Origin of the sequence: Micromonospora sp. NBC_01796 (genome assembly GCF_035917455.1) — a bacterium.
GTDB lineage: Bacteria > Actinomycetota > Actinomycetes > Mycobacteriales > Micromonosporaceae > Micromonospora_G.
This window is the reverse complement of the sequence record NZ_CP109078.1, coordinates 6550261-6568539: the sequence shown is the minus strand read 5'-3', so window position 1 is coordinate 6568539 and position 18279 is coordinate 6550261. Positions and strand designations below refer to the sequence as shown.

Annotated in this window: 13 protein-coding genes; 11 read left to right on the top strand and 2 right to left on the bottom strand. The window is 70.4% G+C overall.

The genetic code is table 11. The annotated features are described in order from the left end of the window. Positions 1-48 precede the first annotated feature (48 nt). From OIE47_RS29470 to OIE47_RS29435, 8 genes are all read left to right on the top strand, one after another. Entirely contained in the window at positions 49-834 is a 786-nt protein-coding gene (locus OIE47_RS29470) for a DeoR/GlpR family DNA-binding transcription regulator (protein ID WP_326557778.1), read from the top strand. A 22-nt stretch (positions 835-856) separates the two neighbouring features. Then, a complete protein-coding gene (locus OIE47_RS29465; protein WP_326557777.1) occupies positions 857-1246 on the top strand; it encodes a DUF4406 domain-containing protein in 390 nt (129 codons plus the stop codon). Beyond that, positions 1243-1911 carry an NUDIX domain-containing protein gene (locus tag OIE47_RS29460; RefSeq protein WP_326557776.1) on the top strand — a complete coding sequence of 223 codons (669 nt, stop codon included), beginning with the start codon at positions 1243-1245 and terminating at the stop codon, positions 1909-1911. Before OIE47_RS29465 ends, OIE47_RS29460 begins: the two co-directional genes overlap by 4 nt. A gap of 33 nt (positions 1912-1944) precedes the next feature. After that, positions 1945-2694 carry a hypothetical protein gene (locus OIE47_RS29455; RefSeq protein WP_326557775.1) on the top strand — a complete coding sequence of 250 codons (750 nt, stop codon included), beginning with the start codon at positions 1945-1947 and terminating at the stop codon, positions 2692-2694. A gap of 454 nt (positions 2695-3148) precedes the next feature. Next, complete coding sequence (locus OIE47_RS29450; RefSeq protein WP_326557774.1) at positions 3149-6274, top strand: glycosyl hydrolase family 95 catalytic domain-containing protein; 3126 nt, start codon at positions 3149-3151, stop codon at positions 6272-6274. A 159-nt stretch (positions 6275-6433) separates the two neighbouring features. Then, the gene (locus OIE47_RS29445; protein ID WP_326557773.1) at positions 6434-8563 is read left to right on the top strand and encodes a ThuA domain-containing protein; all 2130 of its coding nucleotides are present in this window, start codon (positions 6434-6436) and stop codon (positions 8561-8563) included. A gap of 50 nt (positions 8564-8613) precedes the next feature. Then, entirely contained in the window at positions 8614-11457 is a 2844-nt protein-coding gene (locus OIE47_RS29440) for a PQQ-dependent sugar dehydrogenase (RefSeq protein ID WP_326557772.1), read from the top strand. 79 nt (positions 11458-11536) lie between these two features. Next, positions 11537-13021 carry a glycoside hydrolase family 99 protein gene (locus OIE47_RS29435; protein WP_326557771.1) on the top strand — a complete coding sequence of 495 codons (1485 nt, stop codon included), beginning with the start codon at positions 11537-11539 and terminating at the stop codon, positions 13019-13021. Between the two features lie 649 nt (positions 13022-13670). Here OIE47_RS29435 and OIE47_RS29430 read toward each other — a convergent pair. Continuing rightward, on the bottom strand, positions 13671-15263 hold the full coding sequence (locus OIE47_RS29430) for a DEAD/DEAH box helicase (protein ID WP_326557770.1): 1593 nt from the start codon (positions 15261-15263) through the stop codon (positions 13671-13673). A 336-nt stretch (positions 15264-15599) separates the two neighbouring features. Here OIE47_RS29430 and OIE47_RS29425 point away from each other — a divergent pair, with 336 nt between their 5' ends. Continuing rightward, positions 15600-15761 carry a hypothetical protein gene (locus tag OIE47_RS29425; RefSeq protein WP_326557769.1) on the top strand — a complete coding sequence of 54 codons (162 nt, stop codon included), beginning with the start codon at positions 15600-15602 and terminating at the stop codon, positions 15759-15761. Here OIE47_RS29425 and OIE47_RS29420 read toward each other — a convergent pair. Then, positions 15758-16093, bottom strand: coding sequence for a YkvA family protein (locus OIE47_RS29420; RefSeq protein ID WP_326557768.1), 336 nt, complete (start codon positions 16091-16093; stop codon positions 15758-15760). The two genes, OIE47_RS29425 and OIE47_RS29420, sit on opposite strands and share 4 nt — an antisense overlap. 270 nt (positions 16094-16363) lie before the next feature. On the opposite strand from OIE47_RS29420, the gene OIE47_RS29415 reads away from it, so the two are divergent. Beyond that, on the top strand, positions 16364-16945 hold the full coding sequence (locus tag OIE47_RS29415; protein ID WP_326557767.1) for a SigE family RNA polymerase sigma factor: 582 nt from the start codon (positions 16364-16366) through the stop codon (positions 16943-16945). Continuing rightward, complete coding sequence (locus OIE47_RS29410; protein ID WP_326557766.1) at positions 16938-18242, top strand: sialidase family protein; 1305 nt, start codon at positions 16938-16940, stop codon at positions 18240-18242. Before OIE47_RS29415 ends, OIE47_RS29410 begins: the two co-directional genes overlap by 8 nt. Positions 18243-18279: the final 37 nt, after the last annotated feature.

The following is an 18279-nucleotide window of genomic DNA, read 5'->3' as shown; positions in this document are numbered from 1 at the left end:
CGAACACAGATCTCACACTTCTAACAGCGCGGTGGTATAAATGACGCCGTGCCCATCGCTGATCGGTTGGACGTGACCCTGCGCCTGGTCCAGGCGGCCGGTCGGATCGCCGTACCCGAGCTCGCCACCCGGCTCGGGGTGTCCGAGATGACCGTCCGCCGGGACCTGGACGCGCTGCACCAGCAGGGGCTGGTCCAGCGGGTCCGAGGGGCGGCCGTCGCGGTCCGGCCGGTGGCGGCCGAGTCCGGTTTCGCCGTACGGGCCGGTTGGCAGGCGGCCACCAAGGACCGGATCGGGGCGACCGCCGCCGCACTGGTCGAGCCCGGGCAGACGGTCCTGCTCGACGCCGGCACGACCACCGTGCACGTGGCCACCCACCTGCGGCTGCGGGCCCCGCTCACGGTCGGCGTACTGAGTCTGCAGGCGGCGGCGCGGTTGGTCGACCAGCCGGGGATCCGGCTGCTGGTGGTCGGCGGGGAACCCCGACCGGCCGAGGGGTCGATGGTCGGGCAGCTCACCCTGCGCGCACTGCGGGACCTGGCCTTCGACTGCTTCGTGCTCTCCCTCGGCGGGGTGCACGCCGAGGACGGCTACTCGGAGTTCTCGCTCGACGACGCGGCGGTCAAGCAGGCCGCGCTGGAACGGTCCGGTCGCACCATCGCCGTGGCCGACGCGACCAAACTCGGCACCCGCGCGTTCAGCCGGATCGCCGGGCTCGACGCGGCGGGCGACTTCGTCACCGACGCCGCCGCCGCGGACGGCGCCACCCACCCGCTGGGCCCCGACACCCTGGCCGCCCTGCGCGCGGCCGGCACCGAGGTCCACCTCGCCTGACCCGGTGACCGGAAGGACGACCATGACCACCGTTCCACCCGCCGAACGGCGCCCGCTGATGATCCTGGTGGCGGGCCCGTACCGCTCGGGCACCGGTGACGATCCGGCGAAACTGGCCGCGAACGTCGCCGCGATGCACGCGGTGGCCCTGCCACTGTTCCGGCGTGGACATCTGCCGGTGACCGGCGAGGACCTCGCCCTGCCGCTCGCCGCGCTGGCCGGATCCACCCGGACCGGGGACCCGGCCTTCACCGAGGTCTTCCACCCGTACGCGGAGAGGTTGCTCGACCGGTGCGACGCGGTGCTGCGGGTCGGCGGGCCGTCGGCGGGCGCGGACGCCATGGTCGAGGTGGCCCGCCGCGCCGGCAAGGCCGTCTACCGGCATCCGGACGAGATCCCGGCCGCCCGGTGACCGCGGGCCTTTCCACCCCGGACCGCCGTGGCCGGACCGGTCTCGACCGCGCCGGCCGCGACCTCGACGGCAATCCGAGGGTACGGGTACGCGACGTCACCCTCCTCGCCAACGACTGGTACGTGCTGCGCCGCACCACCTTCGACTTCCAGGACCGCCACGGTGGGTGGAGCAGTCAGCAGCGGGAGACCTACGATCGCGGCAACGGTGCCACCGTCCTGCTCTACGACCCGATACGCCGCACCGTCCTGCTGACCCGGCAGTTCCGCTTCCCCGCGTACGTCAACGGCCACCCGGACGGGATGCTGCTGGAGACCGCCGCCGGCCTGCTCGACGCCGACGCCCCGGAGCAGGCGGTCCGGCGCGAGGCGGAGGAGGAGACCGGGCACCGGATCGGCGAGTTGGAGCACGTCTTCGACGCGTACACGAGTCCCGGCTCGGTCACCGAGCGGTTGCACTGCTACGCGGCCCGCTACGGCGAGCACACCCGACAGGACGAGGGCGGCGGTCGACCCGACGAGGGCGAGGAGATCGAGGTGGTCGAGGTGCCGTTCCGGGAGGCGCTGGAGCTGACCCGTACCGGAGGGATCGTCGACGCCAAGACCATCATGCTGTTGCAGTGGGCGGCCCTGCACGGTCCGTTCCGCGTCGACCGGGACGGCTAGGCTCGGCCCGGTCGCCGATCGACGGGAGTGGCCGTGGCCGAGGATCCGGACACCGCGCTGACCGTGGCGCTGGCCGAGTACGAGCACCTGCGCGAGGCGCGCCGGGCGAACACCGACCAGGCCACCGCCCGGTTCAACTTCTTCCTGGTGGTGACGTCGGCCGCGACCGCGGTCGCGGCGGCCCTGATCACCGGCGGGGGCGGCGGCCCGGCGATCACCGGGGCGGTGACCGGGATCGGCGCGCTGGTGCTGCTGCTCGGGTCGACCATCTTCGTCCGGCAGGTCGAGTTCACCAACCGGGCCCGGCTGTACGCGGTGGCGACCGACTCGATCCGTACCTACCTGGCCCGGCGGGCGCCGGAGGTGGCCCCGTACATCGTCATGCCCACCCTGGACGATCGCGGCATCTACCAGGGACGGCCACCCGGCGGGCCGTGGCTGCGCGAGGTCGTCGGGCTCTCCGGCACCATCGGCCTGGTGAACAGTGCCCTGCTCGCCCTCGGGGGCGGCCTGGCCCTGCGGCACTCGGGTGCGCCGACGTGGGTCGCCGGCACCGGCGGCCTGCTGATCCTGCTGGGTGGCACGGTCGGGCATGTCTGGTACATCCGCCGCAGGTCGAGGACCGCGTTCACGGCGATCCGAGCCAGTGTGGAGCAACGCCATCCCGTCGGTGCCGATCCGACGCGGGTGCCGTCCCGCACGCCGGGGCCGCGCTCCGACGAAGAGGATCCGCCGGAACCCGGACCGGCGGTCGACCCACCACGGGTCCGCTGGCACCCGTAGCACGGCTCCGGGTCCGACCCGCCACGCCCTCACGGACGCCCACCTGTCCTGCCACGACAGCTCGGAAGGCGGACGTCATCGGATGAATTCCGGCCGCCAGGAGGGACCCGACATCGGATGGTTCACCGGTCGGGTCGGGGCCGTGGTGGCTTCCGGTGCCTGCCCCGCTACCAAGGATCACCCTGCGGCGAAGCGACTTCACCCGGCCTGACCTGGGGCGACAGAACATCGACGGCCAAGGATTGACTAGCAAAGACATCCGATGTTAACTGCATGTGACAGATGTGGGTCGGTTGGACATCCGGGGCGGATCATCGCGCCGGAAAACCCGTCCGAACTCACGTAAAACCAGCTCGTGGTAGCTCCCCACTTCGGCGGATGGGGAGTCGCACGGACGCACCGCGTCCGTGGCACGGGCACATCGCCAACGAGCGATCTAGAGGGGATCGTGTCGATGAAGATGAGTACGCCGACCCGCATCGCCGCCGCCGCCCTGCTCGTGGTCGGCCTGGCGGTCAGCGGACAGAGCACCCCGGCGGCAGCGTCACCCACGGACGCCGCGTTCAACTCCGGCACCGGGACACTGAACGTCAACTACGCCAACTACCTGTCGAAGCACGACATCGTCTACAACCGCCCGAACACCAACCCGCTGCACGGCCTGACGGTCGGCAACGGGCGCACCGGGGCGATGGCCTGGAACCAGAACGGCCTCACCATGCAGGTGTCCGGGGTCGACCTGTCGCAGCAGTCGACGTACGCGGCCGGCCTGGTGAACCTGTTCAGCAACCCGCAGATGGACACCGGCTACTCGACGTTCCAGCAGCGGCTCTCGCTCTACGACGGCACGCTCACCACGAAGTACGACAGCAACCGTACGGTGACCGTGATGGGCTCGCCCAACTCCGAGGTGATGGGCATCCACGTCGAGGACACCCGGCCGGGTGTCACGAGCGTCGGGCTGGACCTGAGCCTGTGGGACCCGAACACGGTCCAGAACATCGCCGACGTGCCGGACCTGAACACGTGGCGGACGTACTCGACGTTCGCGGACGCGAGCGGGGTCGGGATCAGCCGGGGGCAGACCGACCCGAACAACTTCGGCTACACCCTCGCCGCCACGGTCGAGGGAGCCAGCTACACCTCCCAGGTCGTCAACGGCCGGCAGGTCCGGTTGAACATCACCCCGACCTCCAGCTACACGGTCTGGTTCACCGCCGCCAGCCGGATCAACTCCCCCGGCCTCAACTCGGTCACCCAGGCCCGCAACCAGCTCGCCTCGGTCAAGAGCACCGGGTACGCGACCACCCTGAACAACTACCGCAACTGGTGGCACGCGTTCTGGGAGAAGTCGTTCGTCCAGTACTCCAACTCGGCCGGTGACGCCGACTACCTGGAGAACGTCTACTACCTGGCCACGTACATGATCGCAGCCGGTGGCTACGGCAACTATCCGTTGCACTTCATCAACGGTGTGTTCCGGGCGACCCAGGACCAGAGCAAGTGGAGCAACGGGTACTGGTACTGGAACCAACGTGACGTCTACAACTCGTTCTACGCCTCGAACCACACCGAGCTGATGGGCGGGTTCAACCGGCTCTACAGCCGCAACCTGAGCGCGCTGAAGTCGTACACGACGACCCGGTACGGCAGTGACGGGCTCTGGGTGCCGGAGACGATGGGCTGGGACGGGAACGCGCGCGGGACGATCAACAGCGACTACGTCAACGACCTGTACTCCACCGGCACCGAGGCCGCGTACAACATGTACCTGCAGTACCGGTACACCAACGACGAGAACTACCTGCGCAACACGGCGTACCCGTACATGCGGGAGGCGGTGAAGTTCTACGAGGACCGGTTGTCGGTCGACGGCAACGGCCGGTACTACATGGCGAACTCGAACTCGCACGAGACGTACTGGGACGTACGCAACGCGATCACCGACCTGGCCGCCGTACGGCTGCTCTTCCCGCTCACCATCTCGGTCAGCAACCAGCTCGGGCTGGACAGCGGGCTGCGGGCGAACTGGCAGAACATCGTCAACAACCTGGCCCCGTACCAGGTCCAGAACGGCGCCTACCTGCCGCACGATCCGCCGATCTCGCAGACCCGCAACAACGAGAACGTGGCGTTGGAGCTGGTCTGGCCCTACGACCAGACCGGGATCGGGTACGCCGACCAGCAGACCGCGATCAACACGTTCAACGTCCGGCCGCACCCGTACGGCAACGTCTGGTCCAACGACCACGTGCACGCGGCCCGGCTCGGCCTCGCCGACCAGGCGTTCCAGGGCATGCGGACGATGCTGCAGAAGTACCAGAACTACCCCAACGGCATGACCAACAACACCAACGGGGTGTTCGAGTACCTGGGCATCCACCTGGCCGCGATGAACGAGTCGCTGATGCAGAGCTACAACGACAAGATCCGGGTGTTCCCGGCGATCCCGTCGGGCTTCGTCGGCAAGTTCACCCTCCTGGCCAAGGACGGTTTCCTGGTCAGCTCGGAGCGCGAGGCCAACGAGACCAAGTACGTCGGGATCAAGAGCCTGTACGGCAAGCAGGCTCGGGTGGTCAACCCGTGGGGCACCCAGGAGGTCCGGGTCCGGCGTACGTCGGACAACGCCATCCTGACGACCAGCACGGCCGGCGAGATCACCTTCGCCACCGCGGCCAACGCGGTGTACGTGGTCGAGCGGACCGCCAAGCCGCTGAGCGGTTACAGCTCGACGACGTTGACCGGAACCGCCAACCAGGGCGCCAAGAGCCTGCTCAACACGGCTTCGACCCTCGGCCTCGGTGGCGGCACCGGAGGTGGCGGGCTGGTCAACAACACCCTGCTCACCTACGACGCCAACTGGCACCTGACCACCGCCCGGGGGTACGGCGACTACAACGACGACACCCACCACACCAACACCGTCGGCGCGACCGCCTCGTACACCTTCACCGGTACCGGGGTGGAGTACCTGTCGGAGCGCAACGGTGACATGGGCAACGTCGACGTCTACATCGACAACGTCCTCCAGGCCAACGTGAACCTGTACGTCAGCGGCGCCCGACAGGCGCAGGCGGTGGTCTACAGCAAGACCGGCCTGACCAACGGCTCGCACACGATCCGGATCGTCAACAAGGCCACCTCGGTCGGCATGGTCGACGCCCTGCGGATCCTCACCGGCGGCTCCACGCCCACCGGCGGCACGGCGTTGCGCGCCCAGGCCAACAACCAGTACGTCACCGCCGGCAGCGCACCGCTGATCGCCAACTCCACCACCGTCGGCACCGCCCAGCAGTTCGACGTGGTCGCCGTCGGCTCGGGCAACGTGGCGCTGCGGTCGCGGGCGAACAACCAGTTCGTCTGCGCCGAGAACGCCGGTGCGGCGGCGCTGATCGCCAACCGGCCCTCGGCCGGCTCGTGGGAGACGTTCACGCAGGTGAGCAACTCGGACGGCACGGTGAGCTTCCGGGCCACGGTCAACAACAGTTACGTGTCGGCCGAGAACGGGGGTGCGGGGGCGCTCATCGCCAACCGCGCCACGATCGGCCCCTGGGAGAAGTTCACCCTGGTCTCCGGCTAGCGACCCGGCTACGTACCTCCCGGCGGGGGTCGGCAGCCGCAGGGATCGCCCGGCGGGCGATGCCAGGCTACGACCCCCGTCCGGGCGGACGACCGGTTCCGTCCACGCCCATGGGCGGCGAGCTCCCGAACCCCTCCAGTCCTCCGCGAAGGAGCAACCATGCGCATCCGTGCGCTCTCCACGGTCCTCAGCGCCGCCCTGGTGGCGACGGCCGCCCTGGTCGGGGTGACACCACCGGCGGCGTCGGCGGCACCCCTGACCAAGGTCCTCGTCTTCTCCAAGACCGCCGGCTTCCGTCACTCGTCCATCCCCAACGGCATCGCCGCCATCCAGCAGCTCGGTGCGGCGAACGGTTTCACGGTCACCGCGACCGAGGACGCCGGTCAGTTCACGGCCACCAACCTGGCCCAGTACCAGGCGGTGGTCTGGCTCTCCACCACCGGTGACGTGCTCGACACCACCCAGCAGAACGCCTTCCAGGCGTACATCGCCGCCGGTGGGGGGTACGTCGGGGTGCACGCCGCCGCCGACACCGAGTACGACTGGGCCTGGTACGGCGGACTCGTCGGCGGCTACTTCGCCTCGCACCCGGCAACCCAGCAGGCGACCGTACGCACCGAGGACCGGTCGAACGTCTCCACCGCGCACCTGCCGCAGAGCTGGACCCGTACCGACGAGTGGTACAACTACCGCGCCAACCCGAGGGCGAACGTCAAGGTGTTGTCCAACCTGGACGAGTCGTCGTACAGCGGCGGGTCGATGGGCGGGGACCACCCGATCACCTGGTGCCAGAACTACGGCGGCGGGCGGTCCTGGTACACCGGGCTCGGGCACACCGAGCAGACGTACACCGAGGCGAACTTCACCCGGATGCTGCTCGGCGGGATCCAGATCGCGGCCGGTGCGAAGCCGGCCGACTGCCGCCCCGAGGTCGGTTACACCGCCCTGTTCGACGGCAGCCAGGCGAGCCTGAACCAGTGGCGTCAGGCCGGTCCGGGTGGCTTCACCCTGGCCGACGGGACGCTGACCTCGGTCGGCGGGATGGGTCTGCTCTGGTACCCGGTCCGCACGTTCGCCAACTACTCGCTGAAGCTCGACTGGATGATGCCCGGCGACGACAACGGCGGGGTGTTCATCGGCTTCCCCGACCCGCAGGGTGACCCGTGGCAGCCGGTCGACGCCGGCCACGAGATCCAGATCGACGCGACCGACGCCGACCCGTCCCGGACCACCGGGAGCGTCTACAGCCTCAAGGCGCCGGACACCACCCTGCGGGCCGCCGCGCTGAACCCGCCGGGGTCGTGGAACACGTACGAGATCGGGGTGCACGGGCAGCGGGTGGAGATCTGGCTCAACGGGGTGAAGATCAACGACTACACCAGCACCCGGAACATCGCCAACGGCTACATCGGCGTGCAGAACGACGGCGCCGGGATGGACATCAACTACCGCAACATCCGGATCAAGGCCGAGGGCGGCAACCCGCCGCAGCCCGGCACCGACCTGGCCCAGGGCAAGCCCACCACCGCCTCCAGTGTCGAGGCCGGCAGCCCGCACGTGGCGGCGAACGCGGTCGACAACAACCCGGCCACCCGCTGGGGCAGCCTCTCCGCCGACCCGCAGTGGATCTCGGTGGACCTCGGTGCGACGTACAACCTGAACCGGGTCCGGCTCAACTGGGAGACGGCCTACGGGCGGGCGTACCAGATCCAGACCTCGCCCAACAACAGCACCTGGACCACCGCCTACTCGACCACGACCTCCGACGGCGGCGTCGACGACGTCACCCTCACCGGGACCGGGCGCTACGTCCGGGTGTACGGCACCCAGCGCGCCACCGCCTGGGGCTACTCCCTGTGGGACCTGAACGTGTACGGCACCCCGGTCACCGGCACGCCCACGCTCCTGTCGACGGGTCGGCCCACCGCCGCCTCCAGTGTCGAGACCGGCAGCGCGCACGTGGCCGCCAACGCGGTCGACGGCAACCCGGCCACCCGCTGGGGCAGCGCGTACGCCGACCCGCAGTGGATCTCCGTCGACCTGGGCGCCACCCGGTCGATCAGCCGGGTCCGGCTCAACTGGGAGGCCGCGTACGGGCGGGCGTACCAGGTCCAGACCTCGACCGACAACAGCACCTGGACCACCGCCTACTCGACCACCGCCTCCGACGGCGGGATCGACGACCTGACCCTGACCGGCACCGGCCGCTACGTCCGGGTGTACGGCACCCAGCGCGCCCTGGCCCCCTACGGCTACTCGCTCTGGGAGTTCGAGGTCTACGGCTCCTGACCCTGCGCTTCCCCTCACCCCCACCGGCACCACCCCCGGAAAGGAACCAGATGTCCCCCACCCTCCACCGCTGGTCGCGACTGCTCGTCGCGGCCACGGTCGCCGCGACGAGCACCGCGCTCGCCGTGGCCGCCGCCCCGAGCGCGGCCCAGGCCGTGGTGATCCCGCCCGCCGACTACCAGCAGGTTGTCCTGGCCACCGGCTCCGCCGAGATCGGCGAGGCCATGGGCCTGGCGGTGCTGCCGAACCGTTCGGTGGTGCACACCGCCCGCAACGGCACCGTCCGGGTGACCGACGCGGCCGGCAACACCAAGGTCGCCGGCAACATCCCGGTCTACACCCACGACGAGGAGGGGCTGCAGGGCGTCGCGGCGGACCCCAACTTCGCCTCCAACCGCTTCATCTACCTGTACTACTCCCCCACCCTCAGCACACCCGGCGGGGACGCACCGACCACCGGTACGGCGGCCGACTTCGACGCGTGGAAGGGCCACCTGCGGCTGTCCCGGTTCACCCTGAACAGCGACGACACGCTGAACATGGGCAGTGAGCGGATCATGCTCCAGGTGAACAACGACCGGGGGCAGTGCTGCCACGTCGGCGGTGACATCGACTTCGACGCCGCCGGCAACCTCTACCTGAGCACCGGCGACGACACCAACCCGTTCGAGTCGAACTCGTACACCCCGATCGACGAGCGGACCACCCGCAACCCGCAGTTCGACGCCCAGCGCTCCTCGGGCAACACCAACGACCTGCGCGGCAAGGTCCTGCGGATCAAGCCGCAGGCGGACGGGACGTACACCGTCCCGGCCGGGAACCTGTTCGCGCCGGGGACGGCCAACACCCGGCCGGAGATCTACGCGATGGGTTTCCGCAACCCGTTCCGGATGAGCGTCGACAAGCCCACCGGCATCGTCTACCTCGGTGACTACGGCCCGGACGCCGGTGTCAGCGACGCGAACCGGGGACCGAGCGGCCAGGTGGAGTTCAACCGGATCACCGCGCCCGGCAACTACGGCTGGCCGTACTGCACCGGTACGAACACCAGCGCGGAGACGTACAACGAGTACACCTTCCCGTCCGGGCCGTCGCAGGCGAAGTACAACTGCACCGGCGGCCCGACCAACAACTCGTTCCGCAACACCGGCCAGACCACCCTCCCGCCGGCCAAGGCGAGCTGGATCCGGTACGGCGGCGACGCGGGCTCACCGTCGGAGTTCGGCGGCGGCTCGGAGTCGCCGATGGGCGGCCCGGTCTACCGGTACAACGCCTCGCTGAACTCGGCGGTCAAGTTCCCGCAGTCGCTCGACGGCCAGTACTTCGCCGGTGAGTACGGCCGCCGCTGGATCAAGGCGATCGCGGTCAACTCCAACGGCACCCCCGGTGAGATCTCCGCGTTCCCGTGGACCGGCACGCAGGTCATGGACATGGCGTTCGGCCCGGACGGTGCGCTGTACGTGCTCGACTACGGCACCGGGTCGAACAACCAGGCGCTGATCCGGGTCGAGTACATCGGCGGCGGCAACCGCAGCCCGGTGGCGGTCGCCTCGGCCAACCCGACCTCCGGCCCGAACCCGCTGACCGTGACGTTCTCCTCGGCCGGCAGTTCGGACCCCGAGGGCGGGGCACTGTCCTACCTCTGGACCTTCGGCGACGGGACCACGTCGACGGCGGCCAACCCGACCAAGACGTACACCGCGAACGGCACGTACTCGCCGACCCTGCGGGTCACCGACCCGACCGGGCTGACCGGTACGGCGAGCCTGGTGGTGACGGTCGGCAACACCGCGCCGACGGTGAACCTGCAACTGCCGGCCAACGGTCAGCTGTTCAACTTCGGGGACACCGTCCCGTTCACGGTCAGCGCCGCCGACAACGAGGACGGCACGATCAACTGTGCCCGGGTGACGGTGACGTACTCGCTGGGGCATGACAGCCACGCCCACCAGATCACCTCCAAGACCGGCTGCACCGGGACGATCACCATCCCGGTCGACGGGGAGCACGACTCGGCCGCGAACATCTTCGGGGTCTTCGACGCCTCGTACACCGACAACGGTGGTCTGACCTCGCGCAGCACCCGGACGCTCCAGCCGAAGCACCGGCAGGGCGAGCACTTCGGCGCCCAGTCCGGCATCCAGACGGCCGACCACGCCGCCGCCGAGGGTGGCCGTACGGCCGGCTTCGTCGACAACGGCGACTGGATCTCGTACCAGCCGTACCTGCTGGGCAACGCGACCCAGTTCACCGCCCGGGTCTCCTCCGGCGGTGTCGGCGGCACCATCGAGGTGCGTACCGGCTCCGCCACCGGCACCCTGCTCGGTAGCGTCGCGGTCGCGCCGACCGGCGGCTGGGAGACGTTCACGAACGTGACCGCCAACCTGTCCAACGCGCCGACCGGCAGCACCACGCTCTACCTGGTGTTCAAGGGCGTGACCGGGCAGGGGAACCTGTTCGACGTGGACGCGTTCACCTTCACCACGGGCACCACCAGCACGCCCGCGGTGATCAGCCTGCGGGCCCGGGTGAACAGCCAGTACGTGTCCGCCGACAACGGCGGGGCGGCACCGCTGATCGCCAACCGGGCCGCGATCGGCCCCTGGGAGCAGTTCGACCGCCTCGACGCCGGCAACGGCAACATCGCCCTGCGGGCCAAGGCCAACGGGCTGATCGTCACCGCCGCCAACGGCACCGCTCCCCTGATCGCCAACAAAACCACCATCGGCACCTGGGAGACGTTCCAACTCGTCCGTAACACCGACGGCAGCGTGAGCCTGCGCTCCATCGGGAACAACCAGTACGTCGCCGCCGAAGGCGGCGGCGCCCAGGCGCTGATCGCCAACCGAGCGGCGATCGGTGCCTGGGAACGCTTCGACCTTATCGGCGGCTGATCGCCGCACCCGTGACCGGTGCGGGCGTGCCACCGCCCGCACCGGTCAGGGCCAGGCTCGGCAACCACGGAGGAAACACATGCACCGGATCTCCCGCTGGGGGCGCACCGCCCTGGCGACCCTGCTGCTGACCGCGGTCGGGCTCGTCGGCGCACCCGGCCCGGCGCCGCAGGCGGCGCCGCGAGCAGAGGAACCCGTCCGGGCGCTGGCCGCACCGGCGTCCAACGTCCACATCTTCTACTACTCCTGGTACGGCAACCCGACCGTCGCCGGCAGCTACCGGCACTGGCAGCAGGGCAACCACACCCCGCCGCAGGACATCGGCGCGGACTACTACCCGACCCGGGGTGCGTACGACTCCGGCGACGTCGCCACGATCAACCAGCACATGGCCTGGATCAGCCAGGCCGGGGTGGGCACGATCGTCTACAGCTGGTGGGGGCAGGGCTCGTACGAGGACAACCTGACCGCCCGGGTCATGACCGCCGCCGCCCAGTACGGCATCAAGGTCGCCTGGCACCTGGAGCCGTACAGCGGGCGGACCGCGGCCAGCACGGTCGCCGACATCAACTACATCAACTCCCGGTACGGATCCAGCCCGGCCTTCTACCGGGACGCCGCGCACGGCAACCGCCCGGCGTTCTACGTCTTCGAGAGCCTGCGGATCACCGACTGGTCCCCGCTGGCCCAGGTGCGGGCGAACAACATCGTCCTGGCCCAGACGACGGACACCTCGAAGGTGGCCAACTTCGGCGGCATGTACACCTATGACGGCATCGCCGGGGCGACCGCGCCGGGCTGGGCGAACGCGGCGGCGTACTGCCGGGCGAACGGGCTGGTCTGGGCACCCTCGGTGGCGCCCGGTTACCTGGACGACCGGGCGGTGCCGGGCAACACCACGCCCACGCTCGGCCGGGACAACGGGGCCGCGTACGACCGGCAGTGGACCAACGCCCTGGGTACGCCGACCCCGCCGGACTGGGTGTCGATCACGTCGTTCAACGAGTGGCACGAGGGCTCGACGATCGAGCCGGCGAGTTCCACCCCGCCGGCCGGACACGGCTACCTGACCTATTCCGGCGCGTACGGGCTGACCGGGGCGGCGGCGCAGACGGCGTACCTGGACCGGACCCGCTACTGGGCCGAACGGTTCAACCCGAGCGCGCCGACGGCTCCGGTGGTGAGCCTGCGGGCCCGGGTGAACAGCCAGTACGTGTCCGCCGACAACGCCGGGGCGGCGCCCCTGATCGCCAACCGGGCCGCGATCGGCCCCTGGGAGCAGTTCGACCGCCTCGACGCCGGCAACGGCAACATCGCGCTGAGGTCGAAGGCCAACGGGCTGATCGTCACCGCCGCCAGCGGCACCGCTCCCCTGATCGCCAACAAAACCACCATCGGCACCTGGGAGACGTTCCAGCTCGTCCGTAACACCGACGGCAGCGTCAGTCTCCGCTCCATCGGGAACAACCAGTACGTTGCCGCGGAAAACAGCGGCGCCGCGCCTCTGATCGCGAACAGAGGTGCGATCGGAGCATGGGAACGATTCGACCTGATCGGCGGGTAACTGTCCGACCACTCACCGTTGACCTGCCGGAAGACACCTTCGGAAGGTGAAGCGCCCGACCGCTCGAATACCCGCCACCGCCAGGACGATAGACCCTCTGTCGTCCGGCGGTGGTGCGGTATTTACCGCCTGATCGGACGATTTTCGGGCGTCCCACGGATTCAAGGGCCGACGGATGAGGCATTGGAGCCCTGGACAGGGGACGATAAGCGGATGAAGGTCCTATTCCTTGGCGGTCCGTGGCACGACCAACGCCACGAGGTGACTCCCGCTCGATCTGTGGCTGCGGCGCGCTCGCTGCCGATGTACCTGAAAGTTCCGGTAACGGCGGTTGAGGGCGGCGAGTCCGCTGACCCGGCCACGGCGGCTTCACGGCTGCCGCAGCCACGCGGGCACGTCACCTACACCCGTCGCTACGCCCGCGGGGGCGGCGAACGCCTCCCGGTCTACGTGGCACCGGACTACGACGGGCCGCCGCGGGCCTGAGGCCCGGCAGCCGGCCGGCGCGGGGCGACCGAACATCGCCCCGCGCTACTCGATCATGACGGCACTTACCCCCGTGCCGGACCACGGCCAGCGGCCCTCACCGCTGGTCATACCCTCTTCCCCTTCGCCCCGGCCGGCGTCGGCCGTACGCTCAGGCGTGCGGTCAGCGCCGGCCGCGGCTACCCACCCGGCTGCCGGCGGAGAACGCCGCCGCACTGCCCGCCGGGGCCGAGGCAGCGTGATTTGCAGTATCTCGGGTGGATTCGTGCTGTTCTGTCCCGTTACGAGAAGATCCACCGCGCTTCGAGCCCCCGCGCGCCGAACCACCACGGGCCGCCCCGCCACCGGCAGAGCCCCCACGGGCTGATCCCCCACCGCCGGCGCCACCACGGGCCGCCCCACCCCCAGCGCCACCACGGGCCGATCCACCGCCGCCAGAGCCGCCACGGGCTCCGCCACCGGGGGCCGACCCGCCGCGACCCGTACCGCCGGAGGCGGAGGTGCTGCGGGTCGAGGACCCGGACGACGCCGGGCGCTGCGCTGGCGGCGCGGTGAACAGCCGCTCACCCGGGGCGAGTTCGGCGAGCAACGCGTGACCGGGCCGCAGCGGGGTGATCGTCGGGTTGATGCCGGCCTGACGGGTGAGGTCACGGACGTCGGCGACCTGGTCCTCGGTCATCAGGGTGACCACCGTGCCGCTGGCTCCGGCCCGGGCGGTCCGCCCCGAGCGGTGCAGGTAGGCCTTGTGCTCGGCCGGCGGGTCGGCGTGGATCACCAGGGTCACGTCGTCGACGTGGATGCCGCGGGCGGCGATGTCGGTGGCGACCAGCGTACGGGCGTCGCCGGTGGAGAACGCCGCCAGATTGCGCGTACGGACGTTCTGCGCCAGGTTGCCGTGCAACTCCACGGCCGACACGCCCGAGGCGACCAACTGGCTGGTCAGCTTCTTCGCCCCCCGCTTGGTACGGGTGAACACGAGCGTCCGACCGGGTGCGGCGGCCAGGTCGATCAGGACCGGCAACCGGTCGTCATGGCGTACCCGGAGCACGTGGTGGGTCATCGCGGCGACCGGGGACGTCGCGGAGTCGACGCTGTGCGTGACCGGGTTGGTCAGGTACCGCCGGACCAGCACGTCGACCCCGGCGTCCAGGGTCGCCGAGAACAGCAGCCGCTGGGACGCGGCCGGCGTACGGTCGAGCAGCCGCTTCACCACCGGCAGGAAGCCGAGATCGGCCATGTGGTCGGCCTCGTCCAGGACGGTGATCTCGACCGCGTCGAGAACCGCCTCGCCGGTCGACACGTGGTCGGCCAGCCGGCCGGGGCAGGCGATCACGATGTCGACCCCGGCGCGCAGGGCGTTCACCTGGGGCCGTGCGCCGACCCCACCGAAAACGGTCATCGTGCGCAGCGACAGGGCGGCGGCCAGCGGGGCGATCGTCGCCTCGATCTGGGTGGCCAGCTCACGGGTCGGCGCCAGAATCAGCGATCGCGGACGACCGGGCCGCCGGGTCGGGCGGCTGGCGGTCAGCCGGGCGAGCAGCGGGATGGCGAAGGCGTACGTCTTGCCGGACCCGGTCCTGCCTCGGCCGAGCACGTCGCGCCCGGACAGCGCGTCCGGCAGGGTCGCGGTCTGGATCGGGAACGGGCTGGTGATGCCCACCTGATCGAGCGCGGCGACGAGCGGGGCGGGCACGCCGAGTTCGGCGAAGGAGCTGGGTACGGAATCGAGCGTCTTACTGGGGCGGCGTGCCGCCATGGAGTGTCTCCGAACGTGGAAGGAATCGCCCTGCACGGCGCTGACCGTTCCGGTCGCGGCGCGTGGTGGTCGACATCAGCGCAGGTAGCGGTCGAGACCAGCGGGCTGCACGTACCACTCTACCCGCCGCCCGGGAACGGACGACGACCGTACGCCAAAGTCGTGTCGCAGGCTACGGGTACGCTCATGGCACGAATGGGATGCATCTTCCGGCATGACCGGATCCACCCCGACCGGATCCACCCCGCTCGTTCTTTCCCTTCCGCACCCGACTCGCGCCTGCCATCGGGTGAGCCGAGCACCGGCGCGCAAGCATTGGAGCAGATGTTGACCGACGTGACCACCCATGACCCCAACCCGTTCGGTGACCTGCCGAAGGGCGACCCCTCGGTCGACCAGCGGCCGACCGTGGACGTGAGCCTGGCCGCGATGACACGCCTGCGTACCCCGTTCGAGGTCGACGGCGACGTGCACTCGCCGGACGACGACCGCGACTAGGGTTTCGTCCCGACCTTCTTGACCGCCGGCTGCTCGAGCTGGCCTGCGGTGGACCGACCTCCGATGATGCCGTGCCGTCTGGCGAGATGCCCGAGATAGGTGATCGCGCCGAGCAGGATCCCGATGTCGTCCAGGTAGATCGGATCGGGCAGGACGTCCACCGGCGAGATGCTGTAAACCACCGCCGCCCAGAAGGCGAACTTGCCCGGTAGTGGCATCCGGCTGCTCCGGATCAACGCCCTCATCCTGAGCAGCCTGACGACGAGCACGATCGCGACAACGAGTGTCGCGGCGGCCACCACCACCAGCGCCACAACAGCCCACGAATCCACGCGTCCTCCCGAGTCCCGGTGCCGGCAACCGGTCCGCCCATCGGACACGGTCGCGCACAGGATCCTTCCTGCCCCGATCGCTCGATCATTACGCCACGCCGCTGTCCCGACCGGGTTAGTTCGTACCCCGTTGCGCCGACTCGCCGTGGCCGCGCCCATGGCCGCCGTCGCCCTGCCGGTCACCACCCTCACCCGAAACCGTCCGGGATTGTCACCGGGGGGCCGGCTCGTGGGTCGTATCCGTGACGGCAGCCATGAACAGGGGTGAGTGTGGACGAACGAGAACAGGTACGTGAGGTGTACGCCGCCTCGGCCGGACGGCTGGTGGCCCAGCTCTTCGGCATGACCGGCGACTTCGCCGAGGCGCAGGACGTGGTCCAGGAGGCATTCGTCCGGGCACTGGCCCGGCCGAACCGGCTGTTGAAGGTCGACAACCCGGAGGCGTGGCTGCGCACGGTGGCGATGAACCTGGCCCGCTCCCGCCACCGGCGCCGGGCGCTGTTCGACCGGTTGGTCCGCACCGGCCGGGTGACCCAGCCCGACCGGTCCACACCCGGCATGTCCGCCGACCACGTGGCGCTGGTCGCCGCACTGCAACGGCTGCCACCGGACATCCGCAAGACCGTGGTGCTGTACCACATCGCCGACCTGCCGGTGGCCGACGTGGCCGAGGCGATGAGCTGCTCGGTCGAGGCGGTGAAGACCCGCCTGGTACGCGGCCGGCGCGCGCTCGCCGGCCACCTCGGCGACCAGCCGACCGGGCCGACTCCCGAGCCGGACCCACCGTTGCCCGCCCAGCCGCTGCAACCCGCTACCACCCGGATCGGGAAATCGGAGAATCGTCATGCCTGACCTGGACTTCACCGGTCTCTCCGAGGCCGCCCGAGCAGCATTCCGGCCACAGTTCGCCGAGGTGGTACGGCGAGCGGCCCGGCGGCGGCGAACCGTACGCCTGGCGGGTGCCACGCTGAGCGCCGCGGCCGTCACGCTGGCCGGCTTCGCCACGGTCGGGCTGCCCGGCCCGGACCGTACGTGGATCGGCGGGTCGGCCCTCGAACCACCCCGGACTCCCGACTTCGTCCCCACCCCCGGCGGCACACCCGCTCCCGGGGAGGTCCGGTCGAATGCCGGGCCGGTGGTGGTCGGCGACCTCGACCACCTCTACGTACGTTGGCAGGACTGCCGGTCGGCCGACGACTGCGCGCTGATGGTCGCGGCCACCGAGGACGGCGGCACGACCTGGCGCAGCCATCCGCTGCCGGTCGGGCGCAACGCGATGGTGGACCTGCGCGCGGTCGCACCGCGCGTCCTGGTCGCCTGGGCGCAGGACGATCAGGGCAACGAGGGGTCACCCGGCCAGACCTGGCACGCGAGCACCGACGCAGGCGCGACCTGGCACGACGTGTCCCCGGCAACGGTGGACGTGTTCCCGCCGGGTTGGCGCGTACTGGACGACTTCGAGTTCCTGCACGGCGGGGTCACCGCGGTGGACCCGGTCACCGGTGCCGTCGCGTCCCTGCCCAGCAGCCCGCTGGAGATGTCCAGGGCGGTGAGCGGGTTGCCGCCCGAGGCCGGACTGTGGGTGAGCGGCTACGTCGACACGGTGACGACCCAGACGACCGACAACACCGGCGGCGTGGGGTACGGCCGGACCACCGGCACCGGCAGCGCGGTGGCGGTCAGCCGGGACGGTGGACGCACCTGGGAGCGGCAGGTCTTCCCGGAGGAACTGGTCGCCAGCTCCGAGGGCGACCTCGCGGCGGCAGCGATCGCCACCGAGGACGGCCAGACCGTGTACGCGGTCGGCCGGGTAGCCGGGATGCTGGGCGTCTACCGCAGCGTCGACGGCGGACGGCACTGGCAGCGGACCGCCGCCCGGCAGGAGGTGGGCGACCTGACCATCCGGGCCGCGCTCGGGCCGGGTGGTCGGCTGGTGATCCAGGCCGGACCGGAGGGCGACCAACCCCCGCTGTTGTTCGAGAGCGTCGACGGCGGCGCGACCGTCCGGCCGATCCCGGCCGGACCGGGCGCGTCCGCCGTCCTGGTCCCCGGCGGATACGCCCAGCCCGGCTGGCCCTGGTCGAGCGGGGCGTGGCTGTCCCCGGACGGCATGCAGTGGAGCTACGTCGACCCACCGGAGGTGCCCTGACCGCCGTACGTCGAACCCGGGTACCCGCCTGGTGGAC

Excerpts from the sequence above, each read along its gene's own strand:
- OIE47_RS29465 (WP_326557777.1), top strand. The coding sequence starts at position 857 with ATGACCACCGTTCCACCCGCCGAACGGCGCCCGCTGATGATCCTGGTG.
- OIE47_RS29435 (WP_326557771.1), top strand. The coding sequence starts at position 11,537 with ATGCACCGGATCTCCCGCTGGGGGCGCACCGCCCTGGCGACCCTGCTG.
- OIE47_RS29430 (WP_326557770.1), bottom strand. The coding sequence starts at position 15,263 with ATGGCGGCACGCCGCCCCAGTAAGACGCTCGATTCCGTACCCAGCTCC.
- OIE47_RS29410 (WP_326557766.1), top strand. The coding sequence starts at position 16,938 with ATGCCTGACCTGGACTTCACCGGTCTCTCCGAGGCCGCCCGAGCAGCA.
- OIE47_RS29440 (WP_326557772.1), top strand. The coding sequence starts at position 8,614 with ATGTCCCCCACCCTCCACCGCTGGTCGCGACTGCTCGTCGCGGCCACG.
- OIE47_RS29450 (WP_326557774.1), top strand. The coding sequence starts at position 3,149 with ATGAAGATGAGTACGCCGACCCGCATCGCCGCCGCCGCCCTGCTCGTG.
- OIE47_RS29445 (WP_326557773.1), top strand. The coding sequence starts at position 6,434 with ATGCGCATCCGTGCGCTCTCCACGGTCCTCAGCGCCGCCCTGGTGGCG.